The organism is Mesorhizobium sp. P2_F7 (genome assembly GCF_056403695.1).
Genome location: NZ_JBFUFA010000007.1, coordinates 227,556 through 247,796 on the forward strand (window position 1 = coordinate 227,556; position 20,241 = coordinate 247,796).

General features: G+C 64.6%; 7 protein-coding genes. 3 read left to right on the plus strand and 4 right to left on the minus strand.

Translation table 11 applies throughout. The annotated features are described in order from the left end of the window. Nucleotides 1-7: 7 nt before the first annotated feature. From AC1DZ8_RS23000 to AC1DZ8_RS23015, 4 genes are all read right to left on the minus strand, one after another. A complete protein-coding gene (locus AC1DZ8_RS23000) occupies nucleotides 8-1,042 on the minus strand; it encodes an ABC transporter permease (RefSeq protein WP_477301064.1) in 1,035 nt (344 codons plus the stop codon). A 226-nt stretch (nucleotides 1,043-1,268) separates the two neighbouring features. Beyond that, the gene (locus AC1DZ8_RS23005) at nucleotides 1,269-2,921 is read right to left on the minus strand and encodes an ABC transporter substrate-binding protein (RefSeq protein ID WP_477301062.1); all 1,653 of its coding nucleotides are present in this window, start codon (nucleotides 2,919-2,921) and stop codon (nucleotides 1,269-1,271) included. Nucleotides 2,922-3,174: 253 nt separating this feature from the next. After that, nucleotides 3,175-9,222, minus strand: coding sequence for a translocation/assembly module TamB domain-containing protein (locus tag AC1DZ8_RS23010; RefSeq protein ID WP_477401681.1), 6,048 nt, complete (start codon nucleotides 9,220-9,222; stop codon nucleotides 3,175-3,177). A 2-nt stretch (nucleotides 9,223-9,224) separates the two neighbouring features. Next, entirely contained in the window at nucleotides 9,225-11,153 is a 1,929-nt protein-coding gene (locus AC1DZ8_RS23015; RefSeq protein ID WP_477301059.1) for an autotransporter assembly complex protein TamA, read from the minus strand. Between the two features lie 279 nt (nucleotides 11,154-11,432). Here AC1DZ8_RS23015 and AC1DZ8_RS23020 point away from each other — a divergent pair, with 279 nt between their 5' ends. From AC1DZ8_RS23020 to AC1DZ8_RS23030, 3 genes are all read left to right on the plus strand, one after another. Then, nucleotides 11,433-16,916 (plus strand): alpha-2-macroglobulin family protein, encoded by a 5,484-nt coding sequence (locus AC1DZ8_RS23020; protein WP_477301057.1) that lies wholly within the window; start codon nucleotides 11,433-11,435, stop codon nucleotides 16,914-16,916. A 95-nt stretch (nucleotides 16,917-17,011) separates the two neighbouring features. Then, nucleotides 17,012-19,102, plus strand: coding sequence for a penicillin-binding protein 1C (pbpC, locus tag AC1DZ8_RS23025; protein WP_477301055.1), 2,091 nt, complete (start codon nucleotides 17,012-17,014; stop codon nucleotides 19,100-19,102). Nucleotides 19,103-19,283: 181 nt separating this feature from the next. Further along, entirely contained in the window at nucleotides 19,284-20,030 is a 747-nt protein-coding gene (locus AC1DZ8_RS23030; protein ID WP_477301053.1) for a M15 family metallopeptidase, read from the plus strand. Nucleotides 20,031-20,241: the final 211 nt, after the last annotated feature.

Here is a 20,241-nt window from a genome sequence, read left to right on the forward strand (position 1 = left end):
CAGACCCCTATTGAACCCTGATACGCGGATTGAGGAACGCGTAGCCGACATCCGAGATAAGCTGCGTGATCAAGACGATGAACACCGAGACCAGCGAGCAGCCGAGCAGAAGGTCGATGTCGTTGTTGCCGGCAGCCTCGACCAGCGTGTAGCCAAAGCCCTGATAGCGGAACATCACCTCGACGATGACGACGCCGGTGAGCAGCCAGGGGAATTGCAGCATGATGACGGTGAAGGGCGCAATCAGCGCGTTGCGCAGCGCATGCTTGACCACGACGCTGCCGAAGGAGAGCCCTTTCAGGCGGGCGGTGCGGATATATTGCTGCGTCATCACCTCGACCATCGAGGCGCGCGTCATGCGGGCGATATAGCCGATGCCGTAGATCGCCAGCGTCATCACCGGCAGGGTGAAATTGTAGAAGGTGATGCCTTGGCTGGCCGAGGCGGCCGAACCGTTCAGCCAGCCGAGCCAGGAGGCGAAGATGACGGTGAAGATGACGCCCGACACATATTCGGGCGTCGCCGTCGAGGCGATCGAGGCGACGGACAGCGTTCGATCCGTTCGCGAGCCCTCGCGCATGCCGGCCAAAATGCCGATCAGCAGCGAAATCGGCACCATCACCGCCAGCACGCAAAGCATCAGGATGCCGGTGGCGCCGAGTGCGGGAAAGAGCTTTGACGCAACGGTGGTCTTGAATTTGGTCGAACAGCCGAAATCGCCTTCCAGGATGCCGGAGAATTTCGGTTCCAGCGGTTCATTGCAGAAGGAAAACCGCTGCGTCGGCTTGCCCGTCACCGGATCGGTCACCGGCTGCTTGGGCAGGACACCCAGCCACTGGCCGTAGCGCGCGAAGAAGTTCTGCCGGTAGCCATGGTTGACCAGCCAGCTTTCGAGCTGCTCGGCGGAGGTGTGCATTTCTGTCTGGCTGATCGCCAGCTTCTTCAAATTCGGCTCGAGATTGATCAGGAAGAAGACGATCATCGTCAGGCACAGCATCGTCAATGCCATGGTGCCCAGGCGCCTGATTACGAAAGAAAGCATGGCGGTCCCCTGCCGGTCTGGTTGGGGTTGGAGCCAGCTTGAACAACCAGCTTTGCCGTTGCCGGCAGAGTTGGCCCTCAAACCGGCCCTCGAATGCGATCAACCCTGTTTTATTGCATGGTCCTTGCTGAAGAGTCCGCAACTTGTTGCTGCGCCGGCTTCAGGTCCTGGACCCCTGCGAGGAGTGATGGGGAGGAGGCGAACCGCCCCCTCCCGATCTGTCCGATCAGGCCTGTTCAAGCCAGATCTTGCCGTAGTCGCGCTCGTACGTCGGATGCATCTTGTAGTTCTGCACCGCCTTGACCGAGTGGCTGTAGAGCTTGCGCCAGTAGGGCTGGATGATGATGCCGGAATCCTGCAGCGTCTGCTCGATATCCTTCATCATTTCCTTGCGCTTGGCAGCGTCGGCGACCGACAGCGCGGCGTTGAGCTTGGCATCCCAGTCCGGGTTCGACCAGGCAGCTTCGTTCCATGCCTCGCCGGTCCGGTAGGCGATGGCCAGCACCTGGACGCCGAGCGGGCGCATATTCCAGTTGGTCATCGACAGCGGGTACTTCGTCCAGTCGTTCCAGAACGTCGAGCCCGGCAGCACCGTGCGCTTCACCTTGATGCCGGCGTCGCGAAGCTGGGCGGCGATGGCGTCGCCGGTGTTCTTGTGCCAATCCTCGTCGACGGTGATCAGCTCATGCTCGAAATCGGCCTGGCCGGCTTCGGCCATCAAAGCCTTGGCCTTGGCCGGATCGCGGGCGATCTTCGGCAGTTCGAAATACTCCGGATGGATCGCGCAGACATGGTGGTTCTCGGCGACGGTGCCGGCATTGCCGTAACCGAGCTGGAGGACCACGGCGTTGTCAACGCCGAGCTGCAAGGCCTGACGAACCTTCTGGTTGTCGTACGGCTTGTTGCTGACGTTGGTGCGGCACACGATGGTTGCCGCGGTTACGACTTCCGACTTTACCAGGTCCAGTCCGTCGAGGATCGACACGTAGTCCGCCGAAGTCTCGAAATTGGTGTGGACTTCACCAGCCTCGAAAGCGCTGACCATGGCCGCCGGATCGGTGCCGTAGTCGATGAATTCGATGCCGTCGAGGAAGACTTCGCCGTCCCACCACTTGTTGTCTTCGCGGCGCTTGTAGACCACCTTCTGGCCGACATCGTAGGACACCAGCTCGAATGGGCCGGTGCCGATCGGGCAGGCTTTGAAGTCGCCGCCCTTTTCGTCGAAGCTCTTGTGAACGATCAGGCCGGGATAGTCGCACATGTTGGGGATCAGCGCGATGTCGGGCTTGGTGAGCTTCAGCACGACCGTGTGGTCGTCCGGCTTGGAGACGGCGCTTTCGTCGAGCTTGTCGTCCTTGACCAGTGAGCCGAGGCGGCCTGGCATCGAATTGCCCTCGGCTTTCTTGTCGGCCCAGCGCTTGAGGTTGAAGATGACGTCATCGGCGGTGAAGGGATCGCCGTTGTTCCAGGTCACGCCCTTGCGCACATGCAGCGTATACTGCGTGGCGTCGTCGTTGACGTCCCAGCTCTCGAGCAGATAGGGCCGGAAGGTGTATTCGGTCGTGTACTTGACCAGCGGCTCCAGCGCCTGGCGTTCGGCATTGGCGATTTCCGACCAGTCAGCCTTGCGCGGATCCTTGGGATCCTTGATCCATTGGGCGACCTTCAGGATGCCGCCTTTCTTGCCTTGCACTTCTTCGGCCTTGGCGGGCGTCGGGTCTACCAGTCCGAGCATGCCATAGGCCATCGCCGTGGACGCGCCGAAGACGCTGGCCAGAGCGAGGAATTCGCGGCGATCGACCCTACCTGCCTTGGCTTCTTCGGCCATGGCCAGGATATGATCGGGAACGCGATCGCCATTACTCTTGTAAATTGTCATGACTTAACTCCCATTGTTGGCTTTCCGCCTTTTACCATTCCGCATCCCTGCCGTGATGTCAAAGACGGCATGGATGGGAACATGTTAGGGAATGTGCAACTTTGGAAGGAGAGCGGTTCGCGCGATAACGACAGTCTTGACGCAAATTTGCTAGTGCGCCCAGATTCCGCCTGAATCTTTCTTAGGCGATTAAATTGATACATTTGGGCAGCTTAAGACAGCGCCAGTGCCGGCCGTGGTAAGGGCCAGAGGCTCAATATTCCTTTTCGTAGAAGATGCCGCCCTTGGCCTCGCCGCCATCATTGGCCTCGCCGCGCAGCTTGACGCCGCGCCCGACGTTCAGATCGATCGTCGCCTTGCCCGAGCCCGGCTTGTCGCCCTTCTGGATCGTCACATAGGTGCGGTCGTTGAGGTATTTGCCCGCCGAAACGGCGGTGCCGCCCTGATCGTCCGTGGTCACATCCAGATCGTCGACGCCGATTGCGCTGCGCAGGTTTTCGAGCAGCGAGGTCGAGCCGCCGACGCCGGCCAGTTGCCCGGCCGCCTCGGCCAGCTGGGCGATCTGCAGCGGCGACAGGTTCGACATCGAACGGCCGAAAATCAGCTGCGCCAGCACCTCGTCCTCTGGCAGCGCCGGCACCGAGGAGAAGGTGAATTTCGGATTGGTCGCCTCGCCCGAGACGACGATAGTGACGGTGGTGCTGGTCGTTGTCGAGGTCGCGGTCAAATTGAGATAGGGCACCAGCGAGCCGGAAAAGCCGACCGTGCCCTCGGTGAAGGTCAGCCGCTTGCCGAGGATCGACAGCCGCCCGCGCTGCAAGGTGAAGGTGCCGACCGCTTGCGGCGAAGCCGCGGGGCCGGTCAGCCTCAGCGAGCCGCCGAGCTCGGCGTCGACACCCCTGCCCTGGATGAAGATCTGGTTCGGCGCGTTGACGGTGACGTCGAGGACGAGCCCACTGCCGCCACCGCCGCTGGCAGCGGCAGGGCGCAAGGCCTTGTCCTGCGCCCGCACGCTGGCGGGCGCGTTCTTGTGCTTGACACCGAGCGCCGCCAGCGAGCCCGGCAGCTTCTCGGGAACGGTGATGACGGTCTTGGCCAGGTTGACGATACCCGAAATCACAGGCGCCGAAGTGAGCGGCCCCTTGATGGTCAGGTCGCCGCCGAGATTGGCGGTCACCACCCTGCCATCGGTATAGCGGCCATCGACCAGCTTGATCGACAGATCGGCCGGGAACCCTTGCGCCGGGTTGATGCCGATCGTGCCGGACGCCGACAGGCTGCCGCGCGTCGACAGCGTGCCGGTCAGCCGGTTGATCCGGGCGACGCCATTGCCGATTGAAACGTCGGCGGCGATGTCGTTGACCGCAAGGCCCGAGCGCGCATCGACCAGGCGGGCGCCGGACGTGCTGACGGTGCCGCCGATCACCGGCGATGTCGCTGGGCCGCGCACCTGGACATTGACGTTGGCCGTGCCGCTCAGCGACAGGCCTTGCGCGGCGAGCTTGGCGGCGAGGAAGGAAAACGGCACCTTGCCGTTGAAGTCGAGCACCAGCGCCGGGGTTCCCGATGTGGTGACGCTGCCGCCGCCCTTGAGGCCGAGCCCGGCGCCGTCGCTGATGTCGGCGTTGAAGGTGAGTTTCTTGCCGGCGAAGGTGCCCGACGAAGAGATGTTCATGCCGCCCAGGCCGGCGCTGCGCGTCTGCGATGTCTGCACCCCACCGGCGTCGATATTGAAGGCAACCGCCGGATTGGCCGGAGCGCCCGTCACCTTCACGGTTCCGGAGATCGAACCGGCGGTCTGAAGGCCCGGGGAAAAACTGTTGGCCAGTGACGCCGGCACCTTGGCCAGCGCGGCATTGATGTCGAGCGTCTGCCCGACCTTGCCGGTCACCGTCGCCGTGCCGCCGCCAAGATTGAGCACCAGCCTGTCCAGCGTCGTCGTGCCGTTGGCGATGCTGACGGTCGAGGCCTGCGCGATGGCGGCCTTGATGCCCTGCACCGTGGCCTGGCCGGAAGCGAGTTCAATGGTGGTGGTGCCACCGGCCACCTTCACCCGGCCCGCGGCCTTCGCCGGGATGCCCTTGACGGTGGCGCCACCGGAAAAGCCTGTCCAGTCGCCGTCGCGCTTCAGATCGACATCGATGCCGCTGATGGCGGTGCCGCCGGAGATGACGCTGTCGGCGCGGATTTTGCCGGAGATGACCGGCGCAGCGAGATAGTTGGCGACCAGCGCATCGATCGACACCGTCTTCGCCTGCAGGTCGCCGCGCGCGATCGACGCCGTCGACGCCTTGACGGCGACGTTGGCGCCGTCCGCGCTCTTGGAGAAGGCAATGGTGCCGCGCACGTCACCTTCGGCCTTCTCCAGCGCCAGCGCTGCCAGCGGTCCGATATCGGGCAGGTCGAGCGCGATGGTGCCGACCGGCACGAAAGCCTCGTCGAGCGCGAGGTCGCCGGAAATCCTGTTCTTGCCCAGCGACAACAGCAGGCCGTTGATGGCGCTCTTGCCGTCCGCCGTCGCCAGCACCGCGCTGCCTTGCAGCGCCTGCCCCGCGACATTGCCGGTCAGTTGCACATTGGCGGCCGGACTGGCGGCATCGGCCTTGCCGGTGGCCGTCAACTTCAGCCCTGTGATTTCCCGCTCCGCCACCAGCAGCCGGTCGCTGTTCACCGTCAGCGACAGGTCCGGCGCCAGGCTCGGCCCCTGCGCGTTGAGCGCAAAGGATATGGCGCCCTTGGCGTCCTTCGACAGCAGCGAGATGTCGGATAGCCCGCCCTTGATGTCGGCGCTGAGCTTGTTGTCGGCGAGGCTGGCCTGGCCGTCGGCGGTCAGCGCACCCGACACCAGCTTGACCGGATTGGCGCTGACATTGCCATTGGCGTCGCGCTTCAACGTAGCGCTGAGTTTTGTGCGTTCGGCCAGCATGCCGCGCACCGCCGCCGGCAGCGCTGCCGACAAGGCATCTGCATTGAGGTTAAGGTCGATGGCGCCATCGGCGAACGAGACGCGGCCATTGAAGGCCGCGCCCAGCGCATCGCCCTGTACCGAGCCGCTGTCGATGGTGATGGCGTCCGCCGCCAGGCTGCCAGCGACCTTGGCGGTGACCTTGCCGGCAATAAGCGGCGCGATGGTTGGATTTTTCAGCCCGATCTTGGTCGCCGTCACCGTGCCCGTGATCGGGCCGGTGCGGCTTTTCACATCGAATGCATCGGAGTGCAGCGCCAGCGTGATGCCTTCGACCTTGGTGTCATTCGTCGCCACCGAAGGCAGCACCGCCGAGATATCAAGCTTGGCTTGCGCAGCCTGCCCCGCCGCCTTCACCGACAGCGCCTGCAGTTCCAGTTTGATCGGGCTTTCCGCGCTGCCAAGCGTCAACGGCAGGCTCGGGCCGGACGAGGTCAGGTCGAGCGCAAAATCGCTGGCGCCGTTCGGGTTGATGGTCCCGGCCGCCTTGCCGGAGATTTTTTCGCCCGAGAGCGTTGCCTGGTCCAGCATCACGCCACCGGCCACGGAATAGCTGCCGGCCGCATCGAGATCGAGCGGCCCGAGCCCTGCTTTGCGGGTCTGGCTGGTTTCAGCCCCGGCCAGCTTTGCATTGAAGCGGATGTCCGGATTGGCCGGCGCCCCGGTGATCTGCGCCGTGCCGTCCAGAGTGCCCGCGGCGTCGAGGCCAGGCGAAAAATCATTGGCAAGGGCCGCCGGCAAGGCCGAGAAAGTTGCCGCAAGATCCAGCGTCTGGCCTGCTGTGCCCGAAAGCGTCACCGAGCCGCCGCCGAGATCGACCACCAACCTTTGAATATTGGTCACGCCATCGGCGATCGTCAGGCTCGACGGCTCGGCGATCGCCGCCTTGATGCCGCGCACCGTCGCCTCGCCGGACGCGATCTCGACGCTGGTCGTGCCGCCGGCGATCTTCGCCCGCCCGGCAGCCGTCGCCGGGATGCCTGATATGGTCGCGCCACCGGTAAAGTTGGTCCAGTCGCCGTCGCGCTTCAAATCGACACCGATGCCGCTGACCACAGTCGTCCCCGAGGTCACGCTGTCGGCCTTGATCGTGCCCGAGATCGCCGGGCTGTTGAGATAGTTGGCGATCAGCGCACTGACAGTGATCGCCTTGGCCGCCACATCGCCGCGCGATATCGACACGCTGGCTGCATTGATGGTGACGGTGGGCGCCTCGCCGTCCTTGGCAAAGACAACGGTGCCGCCGATATCGCCGGCCGCTGTCTGCCCGGCCAGCGAAGCCAGTGGCGCGATGTCGGAAGCGGCGATGGTCAGCGTGCCCGCCGGCAGGAAATGATCGTCCAGCGCGAGATCGCCCGACACCTTGTTGTCACCCAGCGCTACGCTGAGCCCGTTGATGGAACGCTTGCCGTTGCTCGTCACCAGCGCCGCTTTGACCGCGAGCGGCTGCTCGTCGACCGAGCCGGTCAGCGAGACTTGCGCTGCCGGACTTGCGATGTCCGCCTTGCCGGATGCGGTCAGCTTGATGTCCTTGACCGTGCGCCCCGACGCCGTCAGGCTGGCGCTGTCAGCCGAAACGCTGAAATCCGGTGCGTTGCGCGCGCCGCTTGCCGTCAGCGCGAAATCGACGCCGCCGGCGACCGGCACGCCAACCAGCGAAGACAGCACCGAGACGTCGCCGAGCTTGCCCTTGATATCGGCCTGGATGACGCTCCCTTGCGCGCTGGCCGTGCCGCTGGCGCTGAGCGAACCGGAGGTGAGTTCGATCGAATTGGCGGCAAACGCGCCCTGTGGATCGCGGGTCGCGGTCGCCGAGAACTTGACCCGTTCGCCAAGCAGCGAACTGATCTGCGGCGGCAGCGCTGTCGACACCGCATCGGCATTCATCTTCAGCGTCATGGCGAGGTCGGCCAAACTGACCTTGGCGGTCAGCCCGGCATTGAGCGCATCGCTGCGCAGCGTGCCTTCGTCGAGCGATATCTCATCCTTGCTGATCGTGCCGGCCAGAGAGGCCGTCAGTTTGCCGGTGATCAGCGGCGCCAGCGTCGCCACGTCGGTCTTCAGGCCGGCTGCCGACAGCGATACGCTGACCGGGCCGGCGCGGTTTTCGATATCAAAACCGTCGGAATGGATCTGCGCATCCAGATTGTTCACCTGGGAGCCGCCCGCCACCACCGAGACAAGCGAAGCGCTGGCGTCGATCATCGGCGCCTTGCCATCGCCGAACGCGCGCGCGGTGACATTGTTGATGGCGACCATGATCGGCTGCGCCGGGGTGCCGACATTGACCGTGACCGGCTCAGCCTTGGAAGCGAGTTCGACCGAAAGGTCACTGGCGCCCTTCGGATCGACCATGCCTGAGGCGGCGCCGTGGATGGCGCCGCTCTCGATCGTGGCTCGCTCGATGTCGACGCCGCCGGCCGTGGTCACGGTGCCGGCGACGTCGAAACTGGTCTTGCCGGCAAACAGCGACTTGAACTGTTCCGGCATGAAGCCTTCGAACGAACCGTCGCCTTTGGCTTCGATCCGGTTGCCCTTGTCGGTCAGCTGATGGCGGCCGGTAAGCTGGGTGACGATCTGTCCGTCGACCATGAAAGTGCCGACACCGCTCCAGTTCGCCAACGGCCCGGTGCCGGAGACAACGATGTTGACCGGCGGCGCGCCCGGCAGCTTCAGCAGATTGGCGATGATGCCATCCGCCGGCTCGGATGCCTTGAGGTCGAGGTCGAGCTTGTTCTCATCAGGCGCGAAGTGGATGTTAGCGTCGACATTGCCTTGTTTGCCGTCATGGCGGGTGATGTTGAGCACCGTCTGGACCGCCAGCGGCGAGGCATCGACCTTGGCCGATCCCTTGGCGGCAAGTTCGGCAATGCCGCTGCCGGCAAGCTGCTGGCCGAGCGCGATCTGTGGCAGATCGATCGCTCTGATATCGAGCGAAACCGGCAGACCGCCCGACCCGCTTTTGCTCGGCTCGGTGCTTGCCACCGGCAGCCGCGCCAGTTCGATGCGCTCGGCAGCGATACGGTCGGCGCTGAAATTCTTCGACAGCAGCGCCAGCGGCGACCAGTCGACAGCCACTTTTCGCGCCACCAGCCAGGCGCCGTTGCGGTCTTCCAGCACGACATGGTCGACCGTCAACGCGCCCGACCAGATGCCATCAATGCCGCTGACCGTGACCTTGCTGTCCGCTGATGAGGCCATAGACGAGATGATGCCGGCAAGATTTTCACGGCCGCGCTCGGTCTTGGTCAGCACGACGAGCGCGCCTATGGCCGCCGCCAGCACGATCAGCAGCGTGTAGAAGAAGAGGCGAAGGATGCGTTTCAAAATCTTCATCGTCAGAACGCCTGTCCGATGCCGGCATAGATGCCGAAACGCGGGTCGCCACGTTCGCGGTTGAGCGGCAGGGCGGCGTCGATGCGCAGCGGCCCGAACGGCGTGATGTAGCGCAAGCCGACGCCGGCGCCGACCTTCATGTCGGAAAAGTCGGGCGTCGATTTGGTCGAGACAGTGCCGGCATCGACGAACGGCACGATGCCGATCGTGTCGGTGATCGCGATGCGCATCTCGACCGATGTCTCGAAGAAGGACAGCCCGCCGATCGGCTTGTTGTTTATGTCCCTCGGACCAATGCCTTGGTAGGAATAGCCGCGCACCGAACCGCCGCCGCCGGAATAGAAGCGCCGGTCGGCCGGAACGTGTTCGAGGCTGGTGCCGACGATCGAACCCACCGCAACGCGTTCGGCGAGCACGAATTTCGAAGCCGTATCGACCGACTGATAGGCAGACCCCTCGCCCTTCAGCTTGAGGAAGGCAGCACCGCTCATGATGTCGTAGCTCGGCTCGGCATAGGCCAGCACCCTGAAGCCGCTGGTCGGGTTGAGGCGGTTGTCCCTGTTATCATAGACATATTGCAGCGGAATGCTGGCGATCAGGTAATTGTGCTTGCCGAAGGCGTCGGTGACCCTGGAATAGTCGAGCGCGATTTCGGCCGAAACCGTCTGCTTCTTGTCGATGTCATAGGACAGGCCGGTGCTGCCCTTGACCGAGAAATGGTCGTAAGCGTCGGGATGTTCGAACACGGTCTTGACGCTGGCGATGAATTTCGAGGCCGGTCCGACCACGCCCGGCTTCTCGAACATGATGCCGGCATTGTAGTTGAGTTCGCTGAGATCATTGCTGCCGATGCCGCTGATCTTGCCGTCGATGCGCAGCTTCTCGGCCCGGCCGAACAGATTGCGGTGGCCCCAATAGCCTTCGAGGCCGAGCCCCTCGGTGTTGGAGACGGTGCCGCCGACGCCGAAATAGCGCGGCTTGCGCTCGCTGACCTGGACGCCGATCGGGATGTTGCCGTCGGCGTCTAGCTTCTCGGCCTCCTTCAGCGTGACGCTGTTGAACACTTCGAGCCCAAGCAGCCGGTCGCGGGCATCGTCGATTTCGTCAGGCGAATATTGCTGGCCGCGTTTCAGCCCGGTCATGTATTCGGTGAACTCGCGATCGACCTTCTCGGTGCCCTCGACGGTGGTGTCGCCGTAGCCGGCTACAGGCCCTGCGGCCACCGTCAGCGTCACGTCGAGCGTCGAGGTGTTGTGCTCGGCGACGATCTGCCGGTCGGTTATACGGGCCAGCGGCCGGCCCTCCTGCTTCAGCGCCCGCACGATCAGCGCCTCGGCCTTGAGCACGGCGCCCGAACCGGCATCGCCGCCGGCGATCAGGCCGAAATCGGCGCTCGCCAGCCCGGCAGCGTCGCCTTCCAGCCGGATGTTGCCAAGCGTGAATTTAGGCCCGCTGGCGATGCTGATCACCACCGGAATCGGCTGCGGGCCTGTGAATTCGGCGTCCGGCGGCAAATCGTCGAGCGCCTTGCCCTGGATGGTGATGGTGACAACGCCTTCATAGCGGGCATCCGCATAAAGCGCCGCGACCAACTGCTCGCGGTCGCTGCGCGCCTTGGCCAGCAAGCCGAGCGAGCCGGAAACCGGACGCTCTTCGTCGGCTTTCAGTGTCGAGGCGTTTTCGAGCTTCTTAACCAGATCCTTATCGGCATCGGGAACTTCGATGCTGACGGAATAGCGCAGCGGGTCGACGATATCGGCGTCCTCGTCGTTGGACGAACCCCACAATTTGATGCCGAAAATCTCGAAGGCGGCCGCCGACCCCGATTCGGCGGCGAGCACGGTCGAACACACCAACGCCAAAATCAGCGCGCGCGAAAGCGCACGCCGTGGCGCGGTTCCTTTCGACATCTGCGCTTCACACGCCGGCATTAAGACAACCTAGGTTACAAAACTAAAATTGGAATGAAGTTTTGAAGCGCTCGTAAAGGGGCCACAATCCAATTGTCTGAAATAGGCAGGGCTTGGAATTCACACCTTTTGCGTTGCCGCAAGAAAGCGTGATCCCTTTCCCTGTGGATGAACTATCGGCATACCGGTCATTGGCCGGCTTGGGAACCGTTGGCAGGCGGAAACCTGCCCGTCCTCGTGTTGACAAGCTTGACTGAAGCTTGAACAAGCCTTGGACGTCAGCAGTGTCTGGAGGGTGTTATGGCAATGCGCGCGGCTCGTGGTCTGTCTATCCTGATCCTTCTCTTTTTCGCCTGGGGAGCTATCGCGCAAGCGGCAGAAGCCCGCCGGGTGGTGACCTCAAACAATTCCGACTATTTCGGTTTCGATCTCAGATCGGACCAGAATGTCAGCCTAGATCAGTGCAAGACCACATGCCTCGGCGACCCCGCCTGCCGCGCCTTTACTTACAACACCAAGGCCAAATGGTGCTTTCTCAAATCCGACTATAACCAGTTGAAACCGTTCAGTGGTGCGGTTGCCGGCAAGGTCGTCAACGTCGATGGCGACCCCGATATCGGCGCCCCGCCGGCACTCACTTTCTTTCCCAACTGGATGGACGACCAGGCCCAGCAATACCGCAACAAGCTGACCGATCCGGCCTATGACAAGCCGACCGAGGGCCTGGAAGCGCTCCGCGCAGCGGCCGAACAGGCCGCGCTGACCGGCGACCATGGCCAGGCCATGAACAAATACGAGGCCGCAGTTTCGGTCCTGCCCGATGACGGCCAGCTCTGGCTCGGCCTGGCGCGCGAAACGCTTGCCATACAGCCGGCTAGCGGCAGCTCGGAATCCTACAATCTGCCCGTCAAAGGCACCTCCGCCGCAATCAACGCCTACAAACTGCTGCGCACCACCAAGACCCGCGCCGAGGTGCTGGCGCTTCTGGGCGCAGGCCTCGACCGCCGCGATCTCTACCGCCCGGCCCTGCAGGCCTATGAAGCCAGCCTCGCCCTGGTCAGTTCGCCGGCGGTCAAGGCCGAATATGAGGATCTCAAGGCCCGCAAGGGCTTCCGCGTCATCGATCACTCGGTCGACGCCGACACCAGCGCGCCGCGCATCTGCGCGCAGTTTTCCGAGGAGCTGGTCAAGACCGGCGTCGACTACGCCCAGTTCGTCACCGTCGACAACCAGCCGCCCAAGGGTGTCGAGGCCAAGGACAAGCAGATCTGCGTCGAAGGCCTGGAGCATGGCCAGCATTATGAAGTGACCTTCCGCGCCGGCCTGCCGGCCGCAATCGGCGAGGTCACCGCCGCGCCGGTCGTGCTGTCGATCTATGTCCAGGACCGCGCACCATCCGCCCGCTTCACCGGCGACAGCTTCGTGCTGCCGGCCGGCGCCCGCCGCGGCATTCCGGTCGTCACCGTCAACATGAACGCCGCGCAGATGAAGCTTTATCGCATCGGCGATCGTTCGCTGGCGCAGCTTCTGTCCGGCTACCAGTTCCTGAAGCAGCTCGACGGCTACGATATCTCAAGCATTTCCGACCAGATGGGCGAGCCTGTTTGGCAGGGCCAGCTCGACATCGCCAACGACCTCAACAAGGACGTCACGACGTCGTTCCCGGTCGACGAGGCCTTGCCGCAGCGCAAGCCGGGCGTCTACGTGCTGACCGCGCAACCGGTCAACGACAATGGCGAGGACAGCTACAATTCGCTTGCCACGCAGTGGTTCGTCGTCTCCGACATTGGCCTTTCGACCTACACCGGCCAGGACGGGCTGAATGTCTTTGCCCGTTCGCTCGGCACCGCCAAGCCGATCGCCGGCGCCGAACTGACGCTGCTGGCCAGGAACAATGAAATCCTCGGCACTGCGACCTCGGATGCCGAAGGCCACGCCGTCTTCAACCCCGGCCTGACCCGTGGCGACGGCGGCATGGTGCCGGCCGTGCTGATGGCCAAGCAGGGCGACAACGACTTCGTCTTCCTCGACATGGGCCGCGCCGGCTTCGATCTTTCCGATCGCGGCGTCTCCGGACGTGCCGCACCTGGCGCGCTCGATGTCTATGCCTGGACCGAACGCGGCATCTACCGCGCCGGCGAGGATGTGCATGTCGCAGCCCTTGCCCGCGACGGCGCCTCCAAGGCGGTCGAGAACCTGCCGCTGACCTTCATCTTCACCCGTCCCGACGGCGTCGAGAACCGCCGCATCGTTGCCGACGGCGTGTCGGCCGGCGGCTATGCCGTCGACCTGCCGCTCGAGGCCAACGCCATGCGCGGCACCTGGACGGTGTCGATCTACACCGATCCCAAGCAGGCCGCCGTTTCCAGCCAGATGTTCCTGGTCGAAGACTTCGTGCCGGATCGCATCGAGTTCGACATGAAGTCCGACAAGCAGGAGATCGCACAGGGCGAAACCGCCAATATCAACATTGACGGCCGCTTCCTCTATGGCGCACCGGCAGCCGGCCTCGCCCTCGAAGGCGAGCTGACGCTGTCGACGGCGCGCGACTGGGACCGTTTCGCCGGCTATTCGTTCGGCCTCGCCGACGAGCAGTCGGCCGAACCTTCGGTCACCCCGTTCACCGGTCTTCCCGTGGTCGGCGACGACGGCAAGGCGACCTTCCCGGTCACGGTCGACCAGTTGCCTGCGACCACCAAGCTGGTCGACGCCAAGGTCACGGTGCGCATGCGCGAAACCGGTGGCCGTGCCATCGAGCGCTCGCTCAACATCGGCATCCGCCCGCAGGGCCACATGATCGGCATCCGTCCGGATTTCGCCGACAATGAGGTGCCGCAGGGCGGCACCGCCAAATTCAGCCTGATCGCGGTCGATCCCGACGGCAAGCGCGAAACGCTGAAAGGCGCACAGTGGTCGCTGGTCAAGGTCGAGCGCAATTACCAGTGGTACCGCTCCAACAACTCCTGGAACTACGAGCCGGTCACCTTCACCAAGTCGATCGCCAACGGCCAGGTCGATCTCAACGCCGATGCCGAGGCGACCGTGACGATGCCGGTAGACTGGGGCCAGTACCGGCTCGAGATCGAGACCGCCGATCCCGAGGGTCCGGCGACCAGCTATGAGTTCGACGCAGGCTGGTATGTCTCCTCGACCTCCACCGAAACGCCCGATGGGCTCGAGATCGCCCTCGACAAGGAGAACTATGCCGCTGGCGAAGTGGCCAAGCTTAAAGTGTCGCCGCATTTTGCCGGCGAACTGCTGGTCACCATCGGCGCCGACAAGCTGCTCAAGACCGTCACGGCAACCGTACCGGCCGGCGGCAGCACTGTCGACATCCCGGTCGGCGACGACTGGGGCGCCGGCGCCTACATCACCGCAACCCTGTTCCGGCCCGGCGATGCGCAGGAAACACGCATGCCGGCCCGCGCCATCGGCGTGAAATGGCTGACGGTCGATCCGGGCTCGAAGAAGCTCGCCGTCACCTTGACGCCGCCGGACAAGACGATGCCGCGCCAGCAGCTGTCGATCCCCGTCGCAGTGGCCGGCGTAGCACCGGGCAGCAATGCCTATGTCACGGTCGCGGCCGTCGATGTCGGCATTTTGAACCTTACCAACTACAAGGTGCCGGACCCGGAGGACTGGTATTTCGGCCAGCGCATGCTGGGGCTTGAAGTCCGCGATATCTATGGCCGCCTCATTGACGGCTCGCTCGGCACCACCGGCAAGCTCAGGACCGGCGGTGACGGTGCCGCCATGCAGACGCAAGGCAGCCCGCCAACCGAAAAGCTGGTCGCCTTCTTCTCCGGCTCGGTCCAGCTCGACGCCGACGGCAAGGCAAGGATCGATTTCGACATTCCGCAGTTCAACGGCACCGTGCGCGTCATGGCCGTCGCCTGGACCAAGGATGCTGTCGGCCATGCCACGACCGACGTCATCGTTCGCGATCCGGTGGTGATCACCGCCGGCCTGCCGCGCTTCCTGGCGCCCGGCGATGCCGCCGTCATGCGGCTCGACGTTGCCGACACGGACGGACCGGAGGGCGACTATGCCTTGTCGATCGCAACGACGGGCGACCTCTCGACCGGCGACAAGCCGCTGCCCGAAAAGCTGACGCTGGCCAAGGGCAAGCGCCAGACGCTGACCGTGCCGCTGATTGCACAGACCGCGGGCAATGCCTCGATCACCATCAAGCTCGCCCATGGCGACGGCACCGCCGTGGAACAGACGCTCTATGTGCCGGTGCGTCCGGCGCAATTGCCGATCACCACCCGGCTGGTCGTCGACCTCAAGGGCAATGGCGGTTCGCTGCGCGTCGACAAGGAGCTGCTCGCGGCAAGCCTGCTCGACGGCGCCTCGATCAGCGTCGGCGTTTCGCAGGCAGCCGCCTTCGACGTGCCGTCGCTGCTGATGACGCTCGACCGCTACCCCTATGGTTGCGCCGAGCAGACCACCAGCCGTGCCATGCCGCTTCTCTACGTCAATGACCTGGCGTCCTCCATCGGCATGGCAAGCGACCCCGATCTGCACGACCGCGTCCAGGCCGCCATCTACAAGGTGCTGAGCTACCAGGCTTCGGCCGGCAGCTTCGGCCTGTGGGGTCCGGGCTCCGGCGATCTGTGGCTCGACTCCTATGTCACGGACTTCCTAACCCGGGCGCGCGAGCAGAACTACGACGTGCCGGCCCTGGCGATGAGCCAGGCTCTGAGCAATTTGCAGAACTCGGTCGGCTACGACCAGGACGTCCAGGACCGCGGCAGCGAGATCGCCTACGCGCTCTATGTCCTGGCTCGCAACAAGAAGGCCTCGGTCGGCGATCTGCGCTACTACGCCGACACCAAGCTGGAAGCCTTCTCGAGCCCGATGGCCGTCGCCCAGCTGGCGGCGAGCCTGGCGCTCTACGGCGACGCGCAGCGTTCGGAAGCGACCTTCCAGACGGCGCTGCAGCTGGCCAAGTCGACCACGGACTATGATTACTACCGGTCCGACTATGGCTCGCGGCTGCGTGACGGCGCCGCAATCCTGGCGCTCGCCGCCGAATCGAAGCCGGTGCCGACCATCGTGCCGGAGCTGATCAAGCTGGTGGCCAGGGAACGCGCCGATGCCCGCTGGACCAGCACGCAGGACGAATCCTGGATGCTGCTGGCGGCTCGTGCGCTGAAGTCGGGCAATGACTCGATCAAGCTGTCGGTCAACGGCGCGCCGCATGCCGGTGGTTACTCCACCCAGCTCAGCGGCAGCGATATCGCCGACAGCCCGCTGACCATCGCCAACACCGGCACCACGCCACTGCAGGCGGTCGTCACCACGGTCGCCTCGCCGGTCGAGCCCTTGCCGGCCGGCGGCGACGGCTTCAACATCGATCGCACCTACTACAAGCTCGATGGCACTGAGGCCAACGTCACCGAGGCGACGCAGAACGAACGCTACGTGGTCGTGCTCAAGATCTACGAACAGAACCGCTGGCCTTCGCGCCTGCTGATCACCGACCTGTTGCCGGCCGGCTTCGAGATCGACAATCCGGGCCTGGTCTCCAGCGCCCAGCTGTCGAACTTCACCTGGCTGGCGCAGACCGACGCTGCCCATCTCGAATTCCGCGACGACCGTTTCGTCGCGGCATTCAACCCCAATGACGGCGACGGCGACCGCAACATCATGCTGGCCTACGTCGTGCGCGCGGTGACGCCGGGCACCTATGCTCATCCGGCAGCCACGGTGGAGGACATGTACCGGCCGCAATATTCGGCCCGCACCGCCACCGGCATGATGGAGATCAAGGCGCCGTAAGGCGCCTTGGCGAAGATGAACATGCCGACGGCTGCGACAATCTCCTTCTCCCCGTCCGGGGAGAAGGAGCCAGCAGGCGGATGAGGGGCAGCACTATGCTCTCCAGAAAATTTCTCCGTCGAACAGGCATCGCCGCAGCTTCCCTCGTGGGCTTTGCGGCAATCGCCGCTGCTTCTCTCTGGCAGCTCGACCGCGCCTTCCCGCCGCCGCTGCCCGAAAAGCTCACCGTCTCGACCGAAGTCCAGGATCGCGACGGCCAGCTGTTGCGTGCCTTCGCCACCCCGGACGGCTACTGGCGGCTCGACACAAGGCTCGATCAGGTCGACAAGCAGTTCGTCGACATGCTCGTCACCTATGAAGACAAGCGCTTCTGGGACCATAAGGGCGTCGACGTGCTGGCGCTGGCGCGCGCCGCCGGCCAGCTTGTCACCAACGGCCATATCGTCTCCGGCGGCTCGACGCTGTCGATGCAGCTTGCCCGGCTGATCGAGCCCCGCGAAAGCCGCAGCCTCGGCTCCAAGCTCAAGCAGATGCTGCGCGCCATCCAGATCGAGCGGCGGCTGTCCAAGCAGGAGATCCTCGAACGCTACCTGACGCTGGCACCCTATGGCGGCAATCTCGAAGGCGTGCGCGCGGCCTCGCTCGCCTATTTCGGCAAGGAGCCGAAGCGGCTGACGGTCTCGGAAGCGGCCTTGCTCGTGGCGCTGCCGCAATTGCCGGAAAAGCGCCGCCCCGACCGCAATCTCGACATCGCACACGCCGCCCGCGACCGCGTGCTGACACGCATGGTCTCATCCGGCCTGCTTGGCGAGCGCGAGGCCGCGCGCGCCGCCCTTGACGATGTCTCGGGCCTGCGCCGCAAACTGCCGGCGCTTGCGCCGCACGCCGCCTATGCCATGCTGCCCAAGGCCGTCCCCGGCAAACCGCTGCAGCTGACGATTCGCAAAAGCGTCCAGCAAGGGCTGGAGCAGGTGGCACGCGATGCCGCCATCAAGCTCGGCCCTCGCCTCTCTGTCGCCATGGTGATGGCCGATGCCCGCACCGGTGACATCCTGGGCGAAGTCGGTTCGGCCGATTTCTTCGATGCAAGCCGCTCCGGCTGGATCGATATGACCAGGATCGTGCGCTCGCCCGGCTCGACGCTAAAACCGTTCATCTATGGGCTCGCTTTCGAGCAGGGGCTGGTGGCACAGGAAATGCTGATCGAGGACAGTCCGGTCGATTTCGGCGGCTACCGGCCGAAGAATTTCGACATGGGCTATCAGGGCGATGTCTCGATCCGCCAGGCGCTGCAGCTGTCGCTCAATGTGCCGGCGATCCGTGTGCTGGACTCTGTCGGCCCGGCACGGCTGATGGCGCGCTTCCGCCAGGCCGGCGTCAGCCCGGTGCTGCCGGTCAACGAGGCGCCGGGCCTCGCCATCGGCCTTGGGGGCGTCGGCGTGACGCTGCGCGATCTGGTCCAGCTCTATACCGGGCTCGCCAATGGCGGCAAGGCGAACACGCTGCATGACGGCACCGAGCCAGCCAACGCCGAACGCACCACCGCCACCATTCTCGACGCCCAGGCGAACTGGCAGATCACCGACATATTGTCGGGCGTAAAGCCGCCCGAGGGCGCCTTGCAGCGCGGCATCGCCTACAAGACCGGCACGTCCTATGGCTACCGCGATGCCTGGTCGGTCGGCTTCGACGGCCGCTACGTGTTGGGCGTCTGGGTCGGCCGCGCCGATGCGGGTGCCGTACCCGGCCTGTCCGGCTATGTCTCGGCCGCTCCCATCCTGTTCGAAGGCTTCGTCCGCTCCGGCCTCGCCGCCGTGCCGTTGCCCGGCCAGCCGGCCGGCGTCGTCAAGGCCAAGCGCGAAGACCTGCCGGTGACATTGGCGCGTTTCGGCGCCGGCGCCGACGGGCTGGTGGAGGCAGGCCCGACCGAGCCGGCGCCGACGATCATCTTCCCGCCCAACGGCGCCCGCGTCGATCTCGCCACCAACTCCGCCGAGGCCTCGCCACTGGTGCTGAAACTGCAAGGCGGCCGCGCGCCGTTCCGCTGGCTCGCCAACGGCAAGCCGCTCATCGGCATCGACCGCCGCCGCACCGCCACCTGGCTGCCGGACGGCGCCGGCTATTCGACGCTCACCGTCATCGACGCCGTGGGACGCGCCGCCAGCGTGAAGGTGTTCGTTGAATAGACTGCGCCAAGCGATTCAGGGTATTGGGCTTCTTCGCCTGAAACCCGGCGCGAGGCATCCCCCTCTACCCTGCCGGGCATCTCCCCCTCAAGGGGGGAGATTGGCAGCCTCAGCGTCGTGCGCTGCCCTCGACCGTTGGCGAAAGCGGTGCGCATATCTGATCTCCCCCCTTGAGGGGGAGATGGCCGGCAGGCCAGAGGGGGGTGCCTCGCGCCATACCTTGCGCAGTGTCACCACCATTCTCGCCACTTTGCTGACCACCCTCCCCGCCGCCGCCGATCCGCTACCCGCCGGTTTTGTCCGCCTGGCCGATGTCGACCCCACAATCCGCCAGGACATCCGCTATGCCGGCCTGGAAAACTTCCTGCATCGCAAGGCCGACGGCTATGACGCGCCGGTCTGCATCCTCACCCGTCAGGCGGCTCAAGCGCTGTCCGGCGTGCAAAAAGCGCTCGCCACCGATGGCCTGACACTTGTCGTCTTCGACTGCTACCGCCCGGCCCGCGCCGTTGCCGACATGGGCAAATGGACCAGAGAAGGTGGCCCGCCCGACCCGCAATGGTATCCCGAGGTCAAGCGCGGCGACCTTATCGCCAAGGGCTATATCGGCGAACTGTCCACCCATTCACGCGGCTCAACCGTCGATGTCGCCATCGCCCGCAGCGACGGCAAAAGCACCTCATCCGCCGCCTGTGGTGCGACCGGCGCCGGCACGCTCGATTTCGGCACCAGCTTCGACTGTTTCGATCCGGCGAGCGAAATCGCCCACCGCCCGCTCAGCGTCGAGGCGGCGGCCAACCGCAAGAAACTGCTCGATGCCATGCGCGCCGGCGGCTTCAAGAATTATGCGCGCGAGTGGTGGCACCACACGCTGGCAAACGAACCGTTTCCAAAGCAGCGATTCGACTTCCCCGTCACTGCGAATTGAAACCGCCCCGCTGCTACGGCGAATCTCCGCGGCAGCGGCCTTGCCTCGGCGCGGCCCGCTTCTAAATAGCGCCGGACCGACCTGGAATCGGTCTAGGCTAATATGAGGAAAATGTTTCCTCTCAGCGCGCAATATCGGCGAAAAATTGCTTCGAGGGGCCAAAAAAGGCAACGTTGAATGCATCTAATTTCTATCAATTCGATAGAGTTCA

Coding starts and splice junctions, on each gene's coding strand:
- AC1DZ8_RS23030 (WP_477301053.1), top strand. CDS start 19,284: ATGGCCGGCAGGCCAGAGGGGGGTGCCTCGCGCCATACCTTGCGCAGT.
- AC1DZ8_RS23005 (WP_477301062.1), bottom strand. CDS start 2,921: ATGACAATTTACAAGAGTAATGGCGATCGCGTTCCCGATCATATCCTG.
- AC1DZ8_RS23015 (WP_477301059.1), bottom strand. CDS start 11,153: ATGCCGGCGTGTGAAGCGCAGATGTCGAAAGGAACCGCGCCACGGCGT.
- AC1DZ8_RS23000 (WP_477301064.1), bottom strand. CDS start 1,042: ATGCTTTCTTTCGTAATCAGGCGCCTGGGCACCATGGCATTGACGATG.
- AC1DZ8_RS23010 (WP_477401681.1), bottom strand. CDS start 9,222: ATGAAGATTTTGAAACGCATCCTTCGCCTCTTCTTCTACACGCTGCTG.
- pbpC (WP_477301055.1), top strand. CDS start 17,012: ATGCTCTCCAGAAAATTTCTCCGTCGAACAGGCATCGCCGCAGCTTCC.
- AC1DZ8_RS23020 (WP_477301057.1), top strand. CDS start 11,433: ATGGCAATGCGCGCGGCTCGTGGTCTGTCTATCCTGATCCTTCTCTTT.